Source organism: Micromonospora sp. AMSO12t (assembly GCF_008806585.1).
Lineage (GTDB): Bacteria > Actinomycetota > Actinomycetes > Mycobacteriales > Micromonosporaceae > Micromonospora > Micromonospora reichwaldensis.
In genome coordinates, this window is sequence record NZ_WAAS01000069.1 from 1 (window position 1) to 17,940 (window position 17,940).

Below are 17,940 nucleotides of genomic sequence, written 5' to 3' on the forward strand. Positions count from 1 at the left end.
TCTGCCGGTCCCTGCCCGAGCGGTGCGGGGTGGTCGCCGTGCCGACGCAGGTCTTCTACGACGACGCCGAGGCCGGTCGGCACCTGATCCGATTCGCCTTCTGCAAGCGACCCGAGGTGCTGACCGAAGCCGTCACCCGGCTGCGGCGGCTGTCCGCGACCTGAGCTTCCCGGCGGCTGGCCGCGCTCGACGCCGTCCGCGCCGGTCGACGCGTACCTGAGCGTCAGCCGGCCGCCCGGGTCGGGCCGGTCCCCCGCTCCGGCGGCACCGCCTCGGAGCGGGGCGCCCGGAGCCGGGCGAGCGCCGCGCCGCCGTCGGCGAGCAGCACCTGCTCGGCGTCGTCGACGAAGGCCAGGTCGGCCTCGACGTGTCGACTCGCCGCCGAGAGCAGCAGGCCGACCACCGGGTCATCGGCTCGGCGGCGCAGCCCGTCGAGGTTGCGCAGCTCCCGCATCAGGTGACCGCGCTGGTTGCCGAGCACCGTGCGCACGGTCGCCGGCTCGCCGGAGCGGGCCGCGGCGGTCACCTTGAGGAAGAAGTCGTCCCGGAACCCACCGCTGCGCGGGCTGGGCTCGCCGAGCCAACGGTCCAGCTCGGCCCGACCCTCCGGGGTGATCTCGTAGACCACCCGGTCGGGCTTGACCGGCTGGGGCTGCCGCTCGGCCACCACCAGGCCGTCGCGGGAGAGCCGGTCGAGGATCTGGTAGAGGTGCCCGATGTTGAGCGGCCCCCACTGCGGGCCGACCGCCTCCTCGAAGGCGCCCTTCAGCTCGTAGCCGTAGCTGGGGCCGCTGGCGAGCAGGGCCAGGACCGCGTGCTGTATCGCCACCGTCTACTCCGATCCGACCCGGAGGCTGACCGCCACCGGGCCTTGCATTGTCACAATGTATCGCGCACAGTGTGCTCAGCACACGGGGAGGCGCGACATGTTCGACATCATCTGGAGACAGCTTCGCGGCCGTGCGGGACGGTCGGTGGCGCTGCTGCTCGGCGTACTGGTGGCGACCACCGGTTTCGTCGTGCTGACCGGCGCCACCACCACCTCCCGCCTCGACGTCACGGGCTCCGTCGAGCGGAACACCGACGCCGCCTACGACATCCTGGTCCGCCCGAAGGGCACGCGTACCCCGCTGGAGGCCGAACGCAGGCTGGTCCAGCCCAACTACCTCTCCGGCCTGTTCGGCGGCATCACGATGGCGCAGTACGACCAGGTGAAGGCGGTCACCGGGGTGGACGTCGCCGCCCCCATCGCCATGCTCGGCTACTCGACCGCCCCCGTCCCCACCGCGATCGACCTGACCGACGCCGTCGACCGCTCGCTCGACCGGCAGGTCATCCGGATCGACCCGCGCTTCGTCGCCGAGCGCGGCCTCTCCACCGCCCCGGGCCACGCCCGGTACGTGTACATCACCACGCACCCGATCATCCACGCCCGTCCTGACATGCCCTCCAGCATCGACGCCACCCCCTACACCGACGGCCGGAGCTACCCCTGGGACGACAAGTGTGGTCCCTCCCCGCGCGAGGTCCTGCCCGACGGCCGCACCCACTCGATCTGCGACCGGCGGCATTACATGGGCAGTCTGGGCGCCTACTCGGAGCGGGAGGACTGGACGGTGATGGCTGTGCGGCTGCTGCCCGACGGCCGGTTCGAGGCCCACGTCAACGTCCTCGCGGACGGGGAGGGTCACGGGCCAGGTTACGTGACCACCTCGGACCGGCTCCAGATCAAGTACAACCTGACCGTGCCCTTCCTGCTGGCCGCGGTGGACCCGGCCGCCGAGGACCGACTCGTCGGCCTGGCCGGGACGGTGGTCGAGGGGCGGGCGCTCCGTCCCGACGACTCGGTCGTCGAGGGACGTGGGGAAGGCAACTTCACCGTCCCGGTCCTCACGACCAGCCGTCCCTTCCTCGACGAGGCGCTGCGCGTCGACGCCACGCGGCTGCCCGCCGCACGCCCGGGCGGCGTGCCGTTGGCCGATCTGGAGCGTGAGCTGCGGCGGGGGCCGGCGATCCCCGCCGGGGACGCCAGCGCCGACGTCGTCTCCGGTTGGCGTTCCCGGTTGAGCGGGGGCCTCTCCCCGACCGGCTGCTGCTTCGGCCAGCTCCAGGACATCGTGCAGGCCGGGCCCGCGGAGTACGACCGGTTCCCCGACGGCACCCTGCGGGTCCGTCCGCTCCCGCCGGCCGCACCCGAACTCTACGGTGGGCACCAGGACTTCAACCCGTACCCGCGCCCCTGGCTGACGGAGGACGTCGGTGCCCGCCCGCTGCGCGAGCTGCCGCTGAAGAAGTCGACCCCCAAGAAGCCCCTCTGGCGCGACTGGCGGGCGGTGGGGGTCTTCGACCCACAGAAGCTGACCGGGTTCAGCGACCTGGGCAAGGTCCCGCTGGAGACGTACGAGCCGCCGCGGGCCGCCGGCGCCGACGCCGCCAGCCGGGGCGCGCTGGGCGGGCAGCCGCTGGAGCCGAGCGGCAATCCCGCCGGCTACCTCGCCGCCCCGCCGCTGCTGCTGACCAGCCTCGCCAGCGTGCCGAAGCTGCTGGCGGGCGGCGGCAGTCCGCAGCTCGCCGCCCCGATCAGCGCGATCCGGGTCCGGGTCGCCGACGTGGGCGGCTACAGCGACCGCGCCGCCGAGCAGGTCCGGCTGGTCGCCGAGCGGATCGCCCAGGTCACCGGGCTCGACGTCGACATCACCCTCGGCTCGTCCCCCGCCCCGCAGGCCGTGGAGCTGCCCGCCGGGTCGTTCGGCCGGCCGGCGCTGCGGCTGACCGAGGAGTGGTCGGCGCTCGGGGTCGCCTCGGTGATCACGAAGGCGGTGGACCGCAAGAGCGTCGCGCTCTTCGTACTGGTGCTGGTGGTCTGCGCGCTCTTCCTCGGCAACGCGGTCGCCGCCGCCGTCCGGGACCGCAGATCGGAGCTGGCGGTGCTCGCCTGCCTGGGCTGGCCCGCCCGGCGGATCGGCGCGCTGATCCTCGGCGAGGTGGCCGCCCTCGGGCTGGCCGCCGGTCTGCTCGCGCTGGCGCTGGCCGTCCCGCTCGGCGCCGCGCTCGGCATCGACGTGGGGTGGCGGCGGGCGCTGCTGGCCGTACCGGTGGCACTGCTGCTGGCGCTGGTCGCGGGCCTGACGCCGGCCCTGCGGGCCGCGCGCGCCCACCCGGCCGCCGCGCTGCGCCCGGCGGTGGCGACGGCCCGGTGGGTACGCCGGCCGCGCACCCTGGTCGGCCTGGCCCTGGCCAACCTGGCCCGCACGCCCGGCCGCACCCTGCTCGGGGCCGGCGCCCTGGCCATCGGGGTCGCCGCGCTGACCCTGGTCGCCGCCGCCGGGTACGCGTTCCGCGGCGCCATCGTCGGCAGCCTGCTCGGTGACACGGTGTCGCTGAGCGTGCGGGGCGCGGACACCATGGCCGCCGTCGCGACGGTGCTGCTCGGTGCCGCCGCGGTCGCCGACGTGCTCTACCTGAACATCCGGGACCGGGCCGCCGAGCTGGCCACCCTGCGCGCGGTCGGCTGGAGCGACGCCGCGCTGGGCCGCCTCATCGCCTACGAGGGGCTGGCCCTGGGTCTGCTCGGCGCGGTCACCGGCGCCGGCCTCGGGCTGACCGGGGCGGCCTGGCTGGTCGGCGCCCTGCCCGGCACGTTGGTCGCGGTCGCCGCGTCGGTGGCGGCGGCCGGTGTCCTGGTCACCTCGGTGGCCGCCCTGGTCCCGGCCGCGCTGCTGCGCCGGCTGCCGACCGCCCGACTGCTTGCGGAGGAGTGACGATGGAGACGACGACGGGCAGCACGGTCCGGGTCGCCGGGCTGGTCCGGCGCTTCGGGGCCGGCCCGCAGCAGGTGACGGCGGTCGACGATGTCTCCCTGGAGATCCCGGCGGGGGCGGTGGTGGCGCTGACCGGGCCCAGCGGCTCCGGGAAGTCGACGCTGCTGCACATGATCGGCGCGATCGAGCAGGTGGACGCCGGCACGATCACCGTGGACGAGCAGGAGATCACCGCGCTCGGCCGGTCCGCCCTGACCCGGTACCGGCAGCGGGTCGGCTTCGTCTTCCAGCGCTACCACCTGCTGCCCGCCCTCACCGTGCTGGACAACGTGGTCGTGCCGGTGCTGCCCCGCCGGGGGCGGGCCGACCACGCCGCCCGGGCCCGGGAGCTGCTCGACGCGGTCGGCCTGGCCGGGCGGGAGCGGGCCCTGCCGGCCCAGCTCTCCGGCGGCCAGCAGCAGCGGGTCGCGATCGCCCGGGCGCTGATGGGCTCCCCCGGGCTGCTGCTCGCCGACGAGCCGACCGGCAACCTCGACTCGGCCACCGGCGGGCAGATCCTCGACCTGCTCCTGGACCTGCGCGACCGGCACGGCATGACGGTCCTGCTCGCCACCCACGAGCGGGCGGTGGCCGCCCGGTGCGACCGGCTGATCCGCCTCGGCGACGGGCGGATCGTCGAGGACGTGGACCTCACCGACGGCGAGGACCCGGCGGCCACCTTCCGGCGGGCCGCCGGCCTGCGCCTGTAGACCGGCCGGCCGGGACGGGCACCGTGGCCGGTCCCGGACGTCGGCGGCGCCATGGCCGGTCCCGGACGTCGGCGTGCCGTGCCCAGTCCCGGACGTCGGCGGCACCGTGCCCGGTGCCGGCACCGCCGACGCGGGGGCTACGCGGCACCCGGTCGCCGGACCAGTCCGGGAAAGGCGACGGCCCGGGCCGCCGATGGCGAGCCCGGGCCGATGCGAAAGGTCAGGCAGTCGGGCTGGCGGTGCGGACCTGCTCGGCGATGCGCTCGGCGACGCTTCGGGCGACCTGCTCGGTGGCCGCCTCGACCATGACCCGGACCAGCGGCTCGGTGCCGGACGGACGCAGCAGCACCCGGCCGGTCTCGCCCAGCTCCGCCTCGGCCCGCTCGACCTCGGCCCGGACGGCGGGTGCGGCCGCGCCGACCGTACGGTCGCCGACGGGGACGTTGATCAGCACCTGCGGCAGCCTGGTCACCACGGCGGCCAGTTCCGCGAGGGACTTGCCGGTGGCGGCCAGCCGGGACATCAGGTGCAGGCCGGTCAGCACGCCGTCGCCCGTGGTGGCGTATGCGGGCATCACGATGTGCCCGCTCTGCTCGCCGCCCAGCGCGAGGCCGGACGCACGCAGCTCCTCCAGCACGTACCGGTCGCCGACCTTGGTCTCCAGGAGGCGGATGCCCTGCGCGGACATGGCCAGCCGCAGGCCGAGGTTGCTCATCACCGTGGCGACCAGGGTGTCGTCGGTGAGCGTGCCGGCCTCCCGCATGGCGAGCGCGAGGATCGCCATCACCTGGTCGCCGTCGACCTCGTCGCCGTCGGCGGTCACCGCGACGCAGCGGTCGGCGTCGCCGTCGTGGGCGATGCCGAGGTGCGCGCCGTGCTCGACCACCGCGGCCCGCAGGGCCTCGAGGTGGTTGGAGCCGCACTCGTCGTTGATGTTGAGGCCGTCCGGCTCGGCATAGATGGCGACGACCTCGGCCCCGGCCTCCCGGTACACCACCGGCGCCACCTCGGCCGCCGCGCCGTTGGCGCAGTCAACCACGACCTTGAGGCCGTCGAGGCGGTGCGGCAGGGTGCCGATCAGGTGCTGCACGTAGTGGTCCGCGCCGTCGAGCAGGTCGTGCACCCGGCCGACGCCGGCGCCGACCGGCCGTTCCCAGGCGGTGGTGGCGTTCGCCTCGACGGCCGCCTCGATCCGCATCTCGATCTCGTCCGGCAGCTTGTGCCCGCCGGCGGCGAAGAGCTTGATCCCGTTGTCGGGCATCGGGTTGTGCGAGGCGGAGAGCATCACGCCGAGGTCGGCCTTGGCCTCGGCGGTGAGGAACGCCACGGCCGGGGTGGGCAGCACGCCCACCCGGACCACGTTGGCGCCGGCGCTGGTGAGCCCGGCGACCACGGCGGCCTCCAGCATCTCGCCGCTGGCCCGGGTGTCCCGCCCGACCACGGCCAGCGGGGGATGGCTCCGGTCCGACTCGGCGAGCGTGTGGGCGGCGGCGACCGCCACCGCCAGCGCCAACTCAGGCGTGAGATCCGCGTTCGCCCGCCCGCGTACGCCGTCCGTGCCGAACAACCGGCCCATACCCGCCAACCTCCGATGAAACGGTCCAGGAAAGGCGAACGGCCGGGCCACCTCCCGTCGAGGGGAGGTGAACCCGGCCGTCCGTCAGAAGTACAACGCGCCGCTGATGATCAGCGCTTCGAGTACTGGGGAGCCTTACGGGCCTTCTTGAGGCCGTACTTCTTGCTTTCCTTGACCCGGGCGTCCCGGGTGAGGAAGCCGGCCTTCTTCAGCGCCGGACGGTCGTCCGGCTCGCTGACGATCAGGGCCCGGGCGATGGCCAGGCGCAGCGCGCCGGCCTGACCGGTGGTGCCGCCGCCACGCAGGTTGGCGATGACGTCGAAGGCCTCCGGCTTCTCGGCGGTGACCAGCGGGTCCTTGATCAGCTGCTGGTGCACCTTGCTCGGGAAGTAGGCCTCAAGGTCACGGCCGTTGCACGTGATCTTGCCGCTGCCGGGGACGATGCGCACCCGGACGATGGCCTCCTTGCGCCGACCCACGGTCTGGATCGGGCGGTCACCACGCGGCGCGCGGGCGACGGGCGCCGGCGCCTCGGTGGCCTCCTCGGGGGCAACCTCGGTCTCGGTGATGTCGGTCATGCTGTTTCCTTCGCCCGCGCTCACTGCGCGATCTGCTTGATCTCGAACGGCACCGGCTGCTGCGCGCCGTGCGGGTGCTCGGCACCGGCGTAGACCTTCAGCTTCTTGATGAGCTGACGGCCGAGCTTGTTGTGCGGGAGCATGCCCTTGACGGCCAGCTCGATGGCCCGCTCGGGACGCTTGGTCAGCAGCTCGTCGTAGCCGACCTGCTTAAGACCACCCGGGTAGCCGGAGTGGCGGTAGGCGACCTTGGTGTGACGCTTGTTGCCGGTCAGCGCGACCTTGCCCGCGTTCACGATGACGACGAAGTCGCCCGTGTCGACGTGCGGCGCGAAAGTCGGCTTGTGCTTGCCGCGCAGCAGCGTGGCGGCGTGGGTGGCCAGGCGGCCCAGCACGACATCAGAGGCGTCGATGACGTGCCACTGACGCTCGATCTCACCCGGCTTCGGGCTGTACGTACGCACAGGTATACCTTGTCTCGTCGTCGGTCTGGGGTCGCGCGCCGAGGTTACCGGGCGCGCACGAACGACCAAGCGTACCTCAGGCGGCACGCCTCTGGATGTCGTACAACAGCAGGCAACGATACCCGCCGCCCCGTCGGCAGGTCAAAACGGGGTACCGCCCCCGCCTGGCCCCACGAGGATACATGGCGGCGGTCACACGCCGGTCAGCCGGCGCGGGCCCGGCCGCAGGTAGACCAGCCAGGTCACCCCGAAACAGAGCGCGTACGCGACGATGAAGGCGACGTACGCCGCGTCCGCGCTGCCCCCGGTCAGGAACGACTGCCGGAAGGCGATGTTCACCAGCACCCCGCCGGAGGCCCCGACCGCCCCGGCGATGCCGATCACCGAGCCGGTCATCCGCCCGGCCCGGCGCTGCGCCGCGACCGCGTCCCGCCGACCGGCGGCCACCTCCGCCGTCGCCCGGGCCCGGAAGATCGCCGGGATCATCTTGTAGGTCGAGCCGTTGCCGATGCCCGAGAAGACGAAGAGCGACAGGAAGCCGAGCAGGTAGAGCCCGAAAGACCGCTCCCGGGCGGCGTGGAGCACCAACGAGGCGCCGGCCGCCATCGCGACGAAGTTCCAGAAGGTCACCCGGGCCCCGCCGAGGCGGTCGGCGAGGTGCCCGCCGACCGGCCGGACCAGCGAGCCGACCAGCGGGCCGAGGAAGGTGAGCCAGGCGGCGTCGACCGGGGTCGGGAAGCGCTCGGCGAACTGGAGCTGGAGCACCTGACCGAAGGCGAAGCAGAAGCCGATGAACGAGCCGAAGGTGCCGACGTAGAGCAGCGACATGATCCAGGTGTGCGGGTCGCGGGCCGCCTCGCGCAGCGCGCCGGGCTCGTTGCGCGCCCCGGAGATGTCGTCCAACCCGCGCGCCGCGGCGAGCGCGGCCAGCACGATCAGCGGCAGGTAGACCGCCGGCACCAGGCGGGGGTACGCGGCCCCCGCCGTCGCCAGCACCGCCAGCCCGACCAGCTGCACCGCCGGCACGCCGAGGTTGCCGCCGCCGGCGTTGAGCCCGAGCGCCCGGCCCTTGAGCCGAGACGGATAGAACAGGTTGATGTTCGCCATCGAGGAGGCGAAGTTGCCCCCGCCGACGCCGGTCAGGCAGGCCAGCACCATCAGGGTGGAGTAGGAGACGCCGGGCTCCAGCAGCACCGTCATCGGCACGGCCGGGACGAGCAGCAGCAGCGCGCTGACGATCGTCCAGGTCCGCCCGCCGAAGCGCGCCACGGCCAGCGTGTAGGGCAGCCGCAGCGCCGCCCCCAGCGCCGCCGGCACGGCGGTGAGCAGGAACTTCCCCGCCGGGTCGATGCCGTACTCGGGGCCGAGGAAGAGCACCGTCACCGACCAGAGGCTCCACACGGAGAAGCCCACGTGCTCGGCGAAGATCGAGACCCGGAGGTTGCGGCGGGCGACCGGCGCCCCGGTCGTACGCCAGAAGTCGGGGTCCTCGGGCCGCCAGTCGTCGATGCGGTGCCGGCGGCCGGCGGCCGGCGGAACGGCCTCGGCCGGGGGTGCAGTGGGGGCCAGTGTGCTCACGGCGACTCCTCCTCGTCGGGTGCGACCTGGAGGAACGCTAGGAATCCGGGATTACCCCGGGGTGCCCGTCGCGGGTCGGGCGGGAAACGGAGACCGCACCGGCGGCGGATGCCGACGGTGAGATGTCAGAGTTCCTGGAGGATGCGCAGCGCCCGGCCGACCCTGAGCATGGTCCCGGTGTCGGCGACGTCCACGCACTCGGTGAACCACTTCTTCATCGGCGAGGAGATCCGGTCGGGCATCACCACGTACGCGCCCATCGGCACCGCCAGGGGCGAGTCGCGCAGCAGCGCCTCCTCGACCACCTCGACCACGATCACGATCGGCACGTCGGTGGAGTTGTAGACGTCGGAGCTGATCACCAGTCCGAGCCGTTCCCGGGCGCCGTCGATGCGCCAGACCTCGCCCCTACGCAGCACGCGGGCGCCCGCCGAAGAGCGCGTCGTCGACCATGCCCACCTCGCGGGCGTCCGCGAGAGCGGCGGCTTCGAGGTCGAGCCCGGCCCGGCCGACGGCGGCGGCGTGCGCGGTGAAGACCTCGCGCAGCGCCTTCTCCCGGGCAGCCTGGTCCATCCACGCCGACAGGGAGAGCCCCTCGCGCTTGGCGAACCGCCGGGCCTCCTCGATCGTCTCGTCCGAGAACGACAGGGTCACCTTGGCAGTCATGCCGTGGAGACTACCCACCGGTATGACCGGCAGTCATCCCGTCGACCCCGACTATTCGCGACGGCCGCCGAACACGGCAAACCGCCACTGCTTGAAGAAGCAGTCGACGTCGACCAGGCCGGCCTCGGCCAGCCAGCGGCACTGCGCGGCGACCGGCGCCGGCCGGTCGTACGCCATCCGGCCCTCGGCGGCGGCGATCTCGTCGGCGTCGGAGCCCAGCGCCGCGACCTGCCCCAGCCACACCTCGTGGTACCGCCGGTCGAGCGCCGGGGTGGGGCCGGCGACCTGCTCGGCGTTGACGAAGACGCCGCCGGGGGCCAGCGCGGCCGGCACCCGCCGGTAGAGCTCGCGCTTGCCCGCGTCGTCGAGGTGGTGGATGGCCAGCGCGCTGACCACGGCGTCGTAGCGGCCGGCGGGCAACTCCCCCGCCAGGTCGGCCCGGACCGTCCGGTGCGCGACGCCGCGGGAGCGCAGGTGGTCGGCGGCGACGGCGAGCATGGCCGGCGCGGCGTCCACCAGGGTCAGCCGGATCCCCGGCACCGCCGCGGCGAGCAGCAGCGACAGCAGCCCGGTGCCCGCGCCCAGGTCCAGCACCTCCGGGGTACGCCCCGCGGCGAGCGCGGCCCGCAGCGGCGGCGCGGCCACCTCGACGGCGGTGCCGTAGAAGGCGTCGAAGCAGGGCACCAGGCGCCGTCGGGCCTCGTCGTAGCTGCCCGCCACCGCGTCGAAGGCCTCGGCCACGTTCATCGCGCCTCCCAAATGTCAGGATTGCTGTCCCATATTGTAAACGCGAGCCGGCCCGGTGCCCGCATGCGGTGTGAGCGGCTCTTGACAGGACCGAAACAGACGGGACCCGGACCGGAAATCGCCCCCCGGCACGCTTTGCCGACATGACAGATTGTGCACACGCGGCGACCGGACCGGGGCGGACGCCCCGGGAGGTGGCGACGCACTGCCCGTACTGCGCCCTCCAGTGCGGGATGACGCTGCGTGAGGAGGCCGGCCGGGCGACGGTGCTCCCCCGGCAGTTCCCCACCAACCGGGGCGGCCTCTGCCAGAAGGGCTGGACCGCCGCCGAACTGCTCGACCACCCCGAGCGGCTGACCACCCCGCTGCTGCGGGACGCGGCCAGCGGCGAACTGCGCCCGGCGAGCTGGGCCGCCGCCCTCGACCGGATCGTCACCGGCCTGCGCACCGTCCAGCAGCGACACGGCCGCGACGCGGTCGCCGTCTTCGGCGGCGGCGGGCTCACCAACGAGAAGGCGTACGCGCTGGGGAAGTTCGCCCGGGTGGCGCTGCGCACGAGGCACATCGACTACAACGGACGGTTCTGCATGTCCTCGGCGGCGGCGGCCGGGATGCGCGCCTTCGGCATCGACCGGGGCCTGCCGTTCCCGCTGGCCGACCTGGGCCGGGCCGACACGCTGCTGCTGGTCGGCGCGAACCCGGCGGAGACCATGCCCCCGCTGGTGCGCTGGCTGACCGAGCAGCGCGAGCGCGGCGGCCGGCTGATCGTGGTCGACCCCCGGGTCACCGCCACCGCCCGCCAGGCCGACCTGCACCTGCAACCCCTGCCCGGCACCGACCTGGCGGTGGCGAACGCGCTGCTGCACGTCGCGCTCACCGAGGGCTGGATCGACCGGGAGTACGTGGCCGCCCGCACCACCGGCTTCGAGGCGGTCCGCCGCAGCGTGGCCGGCTGGTGGCCGGCCCGCGCCGAGGCGCTCTCCGGGGTGCCGGTGGCCGACCTGGAGGCGACCGCCCGGGCCCTCGGCACCGCCGAACGCGTGATCATCCTGACCGCGCGCGGCGCCGAGCAGCACGCCAAGGGCGTCGACACCGTCGCCGCCTTCGTCAACCTGGCGCTCGCCCTCGGGCTGCCCGGCCGCCCCGGCTCCGGCTACGGCTGCCTGACCGGGCAGGGCAACGGGCAGGGCGGGCGGGAGCACGGGCAGAAGGCCGACCAGCTTCCCGGCTACCGCAGGATCGACGACCCGGCCGCCCGGGAACACGTCGCCGGGGTCTGGGGGGTGCCGGCCGACGAGCTGCCCGGGCCGGGCGTGCCGGCGTACGAGCTGCTGGACTCGCTGGGCACGCCCGACGGGCCGAAGGCGCTGCTGGTCTTCGGCTCCAACCCGGTGGTCTCCGCGCCCCGGGCCGCCCGGATCGAGGGCCGGCTACGCGATCTCGACCTGCTGGTGGTCGCCGACTTCCTGCTCTCCGAGACCGCCGCGCTCGCCGACGTGGTGCTGCCCACGGCCCAGTGGGCCGAGGAGGACGGCACGATGACCAACCTGGAGGGCCGGGTGCTGCGCCGCCGCGCGCTGCGCCCGCCGCCGCCCGGCGTCCGTACCGACCTGGAGATCCTCGCCGACCTCACCGCCCGCCTCCAGGGTGGTGCCGGTGGGGCGGACGCCAGCGATCCGCGGGTCGTGTTCGCGGAGCTGCGGCGGGCCTCGGCCGGCGGGATCGCCGACTACGCCGGGGTGAGCTGGGAGCGGATCGACGAACGCGACGGGGTGTTCTGGCCCTGCCCGGCCGAGGGCGGCCCGGACACCCCCCGGCTCTTCGCCGACCGCTTTCCCACCCCCGACGGGCGGGCCCGGTTCCACGCCGTGGAGCACCGGCCGGCGGCCGAGGAGGTGTGCGCCGAGTACCCGCTGCACTTCACCACCGGCCGGGTCCTCGCGCAGTACCAGTCGGGCACCCAGACCCGCCGGGTCGCCGCACTGCGCCGGGCCGCCCCGGACGCGTTCGTCGAACTGCACCCCGACCTGGCCGGGTGGCTCGGCATCGGCGACGGCGAGCCGGTGCGGGTGGTCTCCCGTCGGGGCGAGTTCTGCGCGCCGGCCCGGTTCAGCACCGCGATCCGGCCGGACACCGTCTTCGCGCCGTTCCACTGGGGCGGCGGCGCGCGGGCCAACTCGGTCACCAACGACGCCGTCGACCCGGTCTCCGGGATGCCGGAGTTCAAGATCTGCGCCGTCCGGCTGGAGAGGGTGGAGCAACCATGAGCGAGCGAATCGTCCGGCAGGGCCCGGTGACGCGGCCGTGAGCGAACGCGTCGTGATCATCGGCAACGGGATGGCCGGTTCCCGGCTGGCCGGCGAGCTGCACGCCCGGGGCGGGGACCGGAAGGTCACCGTGCTCGGCGCGGAGCCGCACCGGGCGTACAACCGGATCATGCTCTCCACCCTGCTGGCGGGCAAGGTCGGCGAGCCGGACGTGGAGCTGGCCGAGGCCGCCGGGCAGGGCGTCGACCTGCGTACCGGCGTGACGGTCACCGCCGTCGACCGCGCCGCCGGCACGGTCCACACCGACGACGGCGACCGCGTCGCGTACGACCATCTGGTGCTCGCCACCGGGAGCCGGGCCGTGGTGCCGCCGCTGCCCGGGCTGGCCGGGCCCGGGCTGCCGGAGCGGGTGGTGCCGTTCCGCACGCTTGACGACTGCCGCCGGATCCTCGCCGTGGCCGACGGCGCGCGCAGCGCCCTGGTGCTCGGTGGCGGGCTGCTCGGGCTGGAGGCGGCCCGCGGGCTCGCCGCCCGGGGCCTCGACGTGGGCGTGGTGCACCCGGTGCCGTACCTGATGGAGCGGCAGCTCGACCCGGCCGGCGCGGCCGTCCTGGCCGGCACGCTCGCGGGCCTCGGGGTGACCACCCACCTGGCCGTGTCGGCCACCGGGGTGGTCGCGGACGCCGACGGGGTCCGCCTCGACCTGGCCGACGGCCGATCACTCGCCGCCGACCTGCTGGTCCTCTCCTGCGGGGTACGCCCCGACACCGCCCTCGCCCACGCGGCCGGGCTGGCCGTGGAACGGGGCGTGCTGGTCGACGACCGGCTGCGCACCAGCGACCCGCGCATCTCGGCGGTCGGCGACTGCGCCCAGCACGACGGCAACCTCACCGGGCTGGTCGCCCCGGCCTGGGCGCAGGCCCGGGTGGTGGCGCAGGTGCTCACCGGAGAGGACCCGCAGGCCCGCTACCGGCCCCGCCCGGTGGTGACCCGGCTCAAGGCGACCGGCATCGACCTCGCCGCCATGGGTGACCCGGGCGACGGCGGGGCCGGCGAGGAGCTGACCTTCGCGGACCCGTCCCGGGGCACGTACGCCCGGCTGCGCATCCACGACGAGCGGCTGACCGCCGCGATCCTGCTCGGCGACAACCCGGCGGTCGGCACGGTCATCCAGCTCTTCGACCGGGGCCAGCCGGTGCCGGCCGACCGGCGCTCGCTGCTGCTCGGCCGGGCGTTCGGCGCGACGGCAGCGGCGCCCGCCGCGACGCCGGCCCTGATGCCGGACGCGGCGACCGTCTGCCAGTGCAACAACGTCAGCAAGGGGGCGCTGGTGGGCTGCTGGCGTGCCGGGGCCCGGACGGTCGACGCCGTGGTCGCCGCGACCCGGGCCGGCACGGGGTGCGGCGGCTGCCGGGACGCGGTCGCCGGCATCGTCGGCTGGCTGTCCGAGGTGGATTCGGCGGAGGTGCGGTCATGAGCGAGCGAATCAACAAACTCAGTGCGACGGTGCCTCATGACGGCACGCAGCGGAGCGGAGTGCGGTCATGAGCGGGCGAATCAGCAGGTTGGTCGTCGTCGGCAACGGCATGGTGGGGCAGCGCTTCGTCGACGCGCTGCGCGCCCGTGACCCCGGGGGGCGGTGGCGGGTCACCGTGCTCGCCGAGGAGAGCCGCCCGGCGTACGACCGGGTGCGGCTCTCGGCGTTCTTCGACGGGGTCGGCGCCGAGGAGCTGAGCCTGCACACCCCCGACGACGGGGTGGAGCTGCGCCTGGGTGAGCCGGCCACGGAGATCGACCGGGAGCGGCGGCTGGTGCGCACCGCGACCGGCGAGCACCCGTACGACGCGCTGGTGCTGGCCACCGGCTCGTCCGCGTTCGTGCCGCCGGTGGCCGGCGCGTCCCTGCCCGGGGTCTTCGTCTACCGGACGCTGGACGACCTGGAGGCGATCCGGGAGCACGCGGCGGGCCGGCGGACGGGGGCGGTGATCGGCGGCGGGCTGCTCGGGCTGGAGGCGGCGAACGCGCTGCGGCTGCTCGGGTTGGACACCAGCGTGGTGGAGTTCGCGCCCCGGCTGATGCCGGTGCAGGTGGACACGGCCGGTGGCGCGATGCTCCGCCGGTACGTCGACGAGCTGGGCGTGACCACCCACCTGGGCGTGGCCACCACCGCGATCCGGTCCGGCCCGGACGGCACGGTCGCCGGGCTGGAACTGGCCGACGGGAGCGTGCTCGACGCCGACCTGGTGGTGGTCGCGGCGGGCATCCGGCCCCGCGACGAGTTGGCCCGGGCGGCCGGGCTCGCCCTGGGCCCGCGCGGCGGCGTGCTGGTCGACGGCGCCTGCCGTACCGCCGACGAGCGGATCTGGGCGGTCGGCGAGTGCGCGGCGGTCGACGGCGTCTGCCACGGCCTGGTCGCCCCCGGGTACGCCATGGCCGAGGTCGTCGCCGACCGGCTGGTCGGCGGGGCGGCCACCTTCCCCGGCGCGGACACCGCCACCAAGCTGAAGCTGCTCGGCGTGGACGTGGCCTCGTTCGGCGACGCGCACGGCACGACGCCGGGCTGCCTCGACGTGACGTTCACCGACCCGGCCACCCGGGTCTACGCCAAGCTGGTCCTCTCCGACGACGCGCAGACCCTGCTCGGCGGGGTGCTGGTCGGCGACGCGAGCGCGTACCCGACGCTGCGGGCCAGCGTCGGCGGCCCGCTGCCCGGGCCGCCGCTGGCGTTGCTCGCCCCGGAGGGCGCGGCGGGCGTGGGCGCCGGCGCGCTGCCCGCCACCGCGCAGGTCTGTTCCTGCAACGCGGTGACCCGCGCGGACGTGGACGCGGCGATCGCCGGCGGCTGCGCGGACGTGCCGGCGCTGAAGGCGTGCACCCGGGCGGGTACGAGCTGCGGCTCCTGCGTGCCGATGCTCAAGCAGCTCCTCGACGCGGCTGGGGTGCGGCAGTCCACCGCGCTCTGCGAGCACTTCGACGTCAGCCGGCAGGAACTCTTCGACATCGTCCGGGTACGCGGCATCCGCACCTTCTCGCAGCTCGTCGCCGAGCACGGCCGGGGCCGCGGCTGCGACATCTGCAAGCCGGTGGTCGCCTCGATCCTCGCCTCCCTCGGTACCGGCCACGTGCTGGACGGGGAGCAGGCGTCGTTGCAGGACACCAACGACCACTTCCTGGCCAACCTGCAACGCGACGGCAGTTACTCGGTGGTGCCCCGGATCCCCGGCGGCGAGATCACCCCGGAGAAGCTCATCGTGATCGGCGAGGTGGCCCGGGACTTCCAGCTCTACACGAAGATCACCGGCGGGCAGCGGATCGACCTGTTCGGGGCCCGGGTCGACCAGCTGCCGCAGATCTGGCGCCGGCTGGTCGACGCCGGCTTCGAGTCCGGCCACGCGTACGGCAAGGCGCTGCGCACGGTGAAGTCCTGCGTCGGCGAGACGTGGTGCCGGTACGGGGTGCAGGACTCGGTCGGGCTGGCCGTCGCCCTGGAGCTGCGCTACCGGGGGCTGCGCGGTCCACACAAGATCAAGTCGGCGGTCTCGGGCTGCGCCCGCGAGTGCGCCGAGGCGCGCAGCAAGGACTTCGGCATCATCGCCACCGAGACCGGCTGGAACCTCTACGTCGGCGGCAACGGCGGCTTCCGGCCCCGGCACGCCGACCTCTTCGCCACCGACCTGTCGACGGAGGCGCTGGTCCAGCTCATCGACAGGTTCCTGATGTACTACATCCGCACCGCCGACCGGCTGCAACGCACCGCCGCCTGGATCGAGGCGATGGAGGGCGGGCTGGACCACCTCCGCGCGGTGATCGTGGACGACTCGCTCGGCCTCTGCGCCGAACTCGACGCCGCGATGGCCCGGCACGTCGACGCCTACTCCGACGAGTGGCGCGACGTGCTGGAGGACCCGGTCCGGCTGCGCCGGTTCGACTCCTTCGTCAACGCCCCCGGGGTGCCCGACCCGTCCATCACGTTCGCGCGCGAGCGGGGCCAACCGGTCCCGGTGGGCCCGGCGCAGGTCGGCGAGGGCCGGCAGCCGGTCACGCTGGGCATGCCGGAGGTGCGGCGATGACCACCACGACGCCCCGACTGCCGGAGGTACGGCGATGACGATCACGATGCCCAACCCGACGCGCACCTGGACGCCGGTCTGCCCGCTCGACCGGCTGGACCCCGACCGGGGCGTCGCCGCGCTCGTCGACGGCGTGCAGGTGGCTCTCTTCCGCACCGCCGACGGGCTGTTCGCCCTCGACAACCGCGACCCGGTCTCCGGGGCGTACGTGCTGTCGCGGGGAATCGTCGGCAGCCGGGGCGGGGTGCCGACGGTCGCCTCGCCCCTGCACAAGCAGGTATACGACCTGCGCACCGGGGTCTGCCTGGACCTGCCCGGCGTCGCCGCTCCCCGGCACGACGTGCGCTGCCGGGACGGCCTGGTCGAGGTGCGGCTGCGACAGGAGGAGTGAATGCGCGACGAACTGGCGGGCTTCACCATCGGGGTGACCGCCGACCGCCGGCGGGACGAACTCGCCGCGCTGCTCCAACGGCGCGGCGCCCGGGTGGTGATCGCCCCGGCCCTGCGGATCGTGCCGCTGGCCGACGACACCGACCTGCGGGAGGCCACCCGGGCCTGCCTGGACCGGCCGCCGGACGTCCTGATGGCCAACACCGGCATCGGCATGCGCGGCTGGTTGGAGGCGGCCGAGGGCTGGGGGCTGGCCGAGCCGCTGCGCAACGTCCTGGCGGACGCGTACGTGGTGGCCCGCGGGCCCAAGGCGCGCGGGGCCATCCGGGCCGCCGGCCTGCACGACCAGTGGTCACCCGACTCGGAGAGCTGCGACGAGGTGATCGAGCACCTGTGCCGGCGCGGCGTGGCCGGGCAGGTGGTCGCCATGCAGCTGCACGGCGAGCGGCAGCCCGAGTGCACGCTGGCGCTGGAGGCTGCCGGGGCCACCGTGATCGAGGTGCCCGTCTACCGCTGGGCGCCGCCGACCGACCCGGCCCCGCTGCACCGGCTGATCGACCTGGTCGCCGGCCGGCTGGTCGACGCGGTCACCTTCACCTCGGCCCCGGCGGCCGAGGCGCTGCTGCGCGCCGCCGGGGACCGCTCCGAGGCGGTGCTGGACGCGTTCCGGGGCGACGTGCTCGCCAGTTGCGTGGGCGCGGTCACCGCGGAGCCGCTGCTGCGGCGCGGGGTGCCGGTCAGCGCGCCGGCCAGGGCCCGCCTGGGCGCCCTGGTCCGGACCATCGTCGACGAACTGCCGCGCCGGACGGTCACCCTGAAGGTGGCCGGTCACCTGCTCACGCTACGCGGGCACGCCGCCGTGGTCGACGGCGAACTGCGTCCGCTCGCGCCGGCGCCGATGGCGGTGCTGCGGGCGCTGTGCGGCTCGCCGGGTCGGGTGCTGTCCCGGACCGCCCTGCTGCGTACGCTGCCGCGCGGCGCCGACGAGCACGCCGTGGAGATGGCGGTGGCCCGGCTGCGCGCCGGGTTGCGCGCGCCCCGGGTGGTGCAGACGGTCGTCAAGCGCGGCTACCGCCTCCGGGTCGACTGACGCG

At 74.7% G+C, this 17,940-nt stretch carries 15 protein-coding genes and 1 pseudogene; 8 read left to right on the forward strand and 8 right to left on the reverse strand.

Going from position 1 to position 17,940, the window contains the following annotated elements:
* Positions 1–164: pseudogene (locus F6X68_RS13320) on the forward strand (aminotransferase); the annotation flags it as partial.
* Between the two features lie 59 nt (positions 165–223).
* On the opposite strand, the gene F6X68_RS13325 reads toward F6X68_RS13320, so the two are convergent.
* Complete coding sequence (locus F6X68_RS13325) at positions 224–829, reverse strand: PadR family transcriptional regulator (RefSeq protein ID WP_151454576.1); 606 nt, start codon at positions 827–829, stop codon at positions 224–226.
* Positions 830–926: 97 nt separating this feature from the next.
* On the opposite strand from F6X68_RS13325, the gene F6X68_RS13330 reads away from it, so the two are divergent.
* The gene (locus tag F6X68_RS13330) at positions 927–3,761 is read left to right on the forward strand and encodes an FtsX-like permease family protein (RefSeq protein ID WP_151454577.1); all 2,835 of its coding nucleotides are present in this window, start codon (positions 927–929) and stop codon (positions 3,759–3,761) included.
* 2 nt (positions 3,762–3,763) lie between these two features.
* Entirely contained in the window at positions 3,764–4,510 is a 747-nt protein-coding gene (locus tag F6X68_RS13335) for an ABC transporter ATP-binding protein (RefSeq protein ID WP_151454578.1), read from the forward strand.
* A 220-nt stretch (positions 4,511–4,730) separates the two neighbouring features.
* Here F6X68_RS13335 and glmM read toward each other — a convergent pair whose 3' ends face one another.
* The 7 genes from glmM to F6X68_RS13370 all read right to left on the reverse strand — a co-directional run bounded on the left by glmM (position 4,731) and on the right by F6X68_RS13370 (position 10,119).
* On the reverse strand, positions 4,731–6,086 hold the full coding sequence (gene glmM, locus F6X68_RS13340) for a phosphoglucosamine mutase (protein ID WP_151454579.1): 1,356 nt from the start codon (positions 6,084–6,086) through the stop codon (positions 4,731–4,733).
* A 110-nt stretch (positions 6,087–6,196) separates the two neighbouring features.
* Positions 6,197–6,664, reverse strand: a complete 468-nt coding sequence (gene rpsI, locus F6X68_RS13345; RefSeq protein ID WP_121399850.1) for a 30S ribosomal protein S9 — start codon at positions 6,662–6,664, stop codon at positions 6,197–6,199.
* A 20-nt stretch (positions 6,665–6,684) separates the two neighbouring features.
* Positions 6,685–7,128 carry a 50S ribosomal protein L13 gene (gene rplM, locus F6X68_RS13350; RefSeq protein WP_088998398.1) on the reverse strand — a complete coding sequence of 148 codons (444 nt, stop codon included), beginning with the start codon at positions 7,126–7,128 and terminating at the stop codon, positions 6,685–6,687.
* 192 nt (positions 7,129–7,320) lie between these two features.
* Positions 7,321–8,706: an MFS transporter gene (locus F6X68_RS13355; protein WP_151454580.1), complete on the reverse strand. Its 1,386-nt coding sequence runs from the start codon at positions 8,704–8,706 to the stop codon at positions 7,321–7,323.
* Between the two features lie 125 nt (positions 8,707–8,831).
* Positions 8,832–9,125 carry a hypothetical protein gene (locus F6X68_RS13360; protein WP_151454581.1) on the reverse strand — a complete coding sequence of 98 codons (294 nt, stop codon included), beginning with the start codon at positions 9,123–9,125 and terminating at the stop codon, positions 8,832–8,834.
* On the reverse strand, positions 9,115–9,372 hold the full coding sequence (locus F6X68_RS13365; protein WP_132230932.1) for a DUF6364 family protein: 258 nt from the start codon (positions 9,370–9,372) through the stop codon (positions 9,115–9,117). Before F6X68_RS13365 ends, F6X68_RS13360 begins: the two co-directional genes overlap by 11 nt.
* Positions 9,373–9,423: 51 nt before the next feature.
* Positions 9,424–10,119, reverse strand: coding sequence for a methyltransferase domain-containing protein (locus F6X68_RS13370; RefSeq protein ID WP_151454582.1), 696 nt, complete (start codon positions 10,117–10,119; stop codon positions 9,424–9,426).
* Positions 10,120–10,352: 233 nt separating this feature from the next.
* Here F6X68_RS13370 and F6X68_RS13375 point away from each other — a divergent pair, with 233 nt between their 5' ends.
* The 5 genes from F6X68_RS13375 (at position 10,353) to F6X68_RS13395 (ending at position 17,936) form a co-directional block, all read left to right on the forward strand.
* Entirely contained in the window at positions 10,353–12,386 is a 2,034-nt protein-coding gene (locus F6X68_RS13375) for a molybdopterin oxidoreductase family protein (RefSeq protein WP_370518946.1), read from the forward strand.
* Between the two features lie 37 nt (positions 12,387–12,423).
* Positions 12,424–13,863, forward strand: a complete 1,440-nt coding sequence (locus F6X68_RS13380; RefSeq protein ID WP_151454584.1) for an FAD-dependent oxidoreductase — start codon at positions 12,424–12,426, stop codon at positions 13,861–13,863.
* A gap of 67 nt (positions 13,864–13,930) precedes the next feature.
* The gene (gene nirB / locus F6X68_RS13385) at positions 13,931–16,456 is read left to right on the forward strand and encodes a nitrite reductase large subunit NirB (RefSeq protein WP_151454585.1); all 2,526 of its coding nucleotides are present in this window, start codon (positions 13,931–13,933) and stop codon (positions 16,454–16,456) included.
* 46 nt (positions 16,457–16,502) lie between these two features.
* Positions 16,503–16,847 carry a nitrite reductase small subunit NirD gene (nirD, locus tag F6X68_RS13390; RefSeq protein WP_151454593.1) on the forward strand — a complete coding sequence of 115 codons (345 nt, stop codon included), beginning with the start codon at positions 16,503–16,505 and terminating at the stop codon, positions 16,845–16,847.
* Positions 16,848–17,936 (forward strand): uroporphyrinogen-III synthase, encoded by a 1,089-nt coding sequence (locus tag F6X68_RS13395; RefSeq protein WP_151454586.1) that lies wholly within the window; start codon positions 16,848–16,850, stop codon positions 17,934–17,936.
* Positions 17,937–17,940 lie beyond the last annotated feature (4 nt).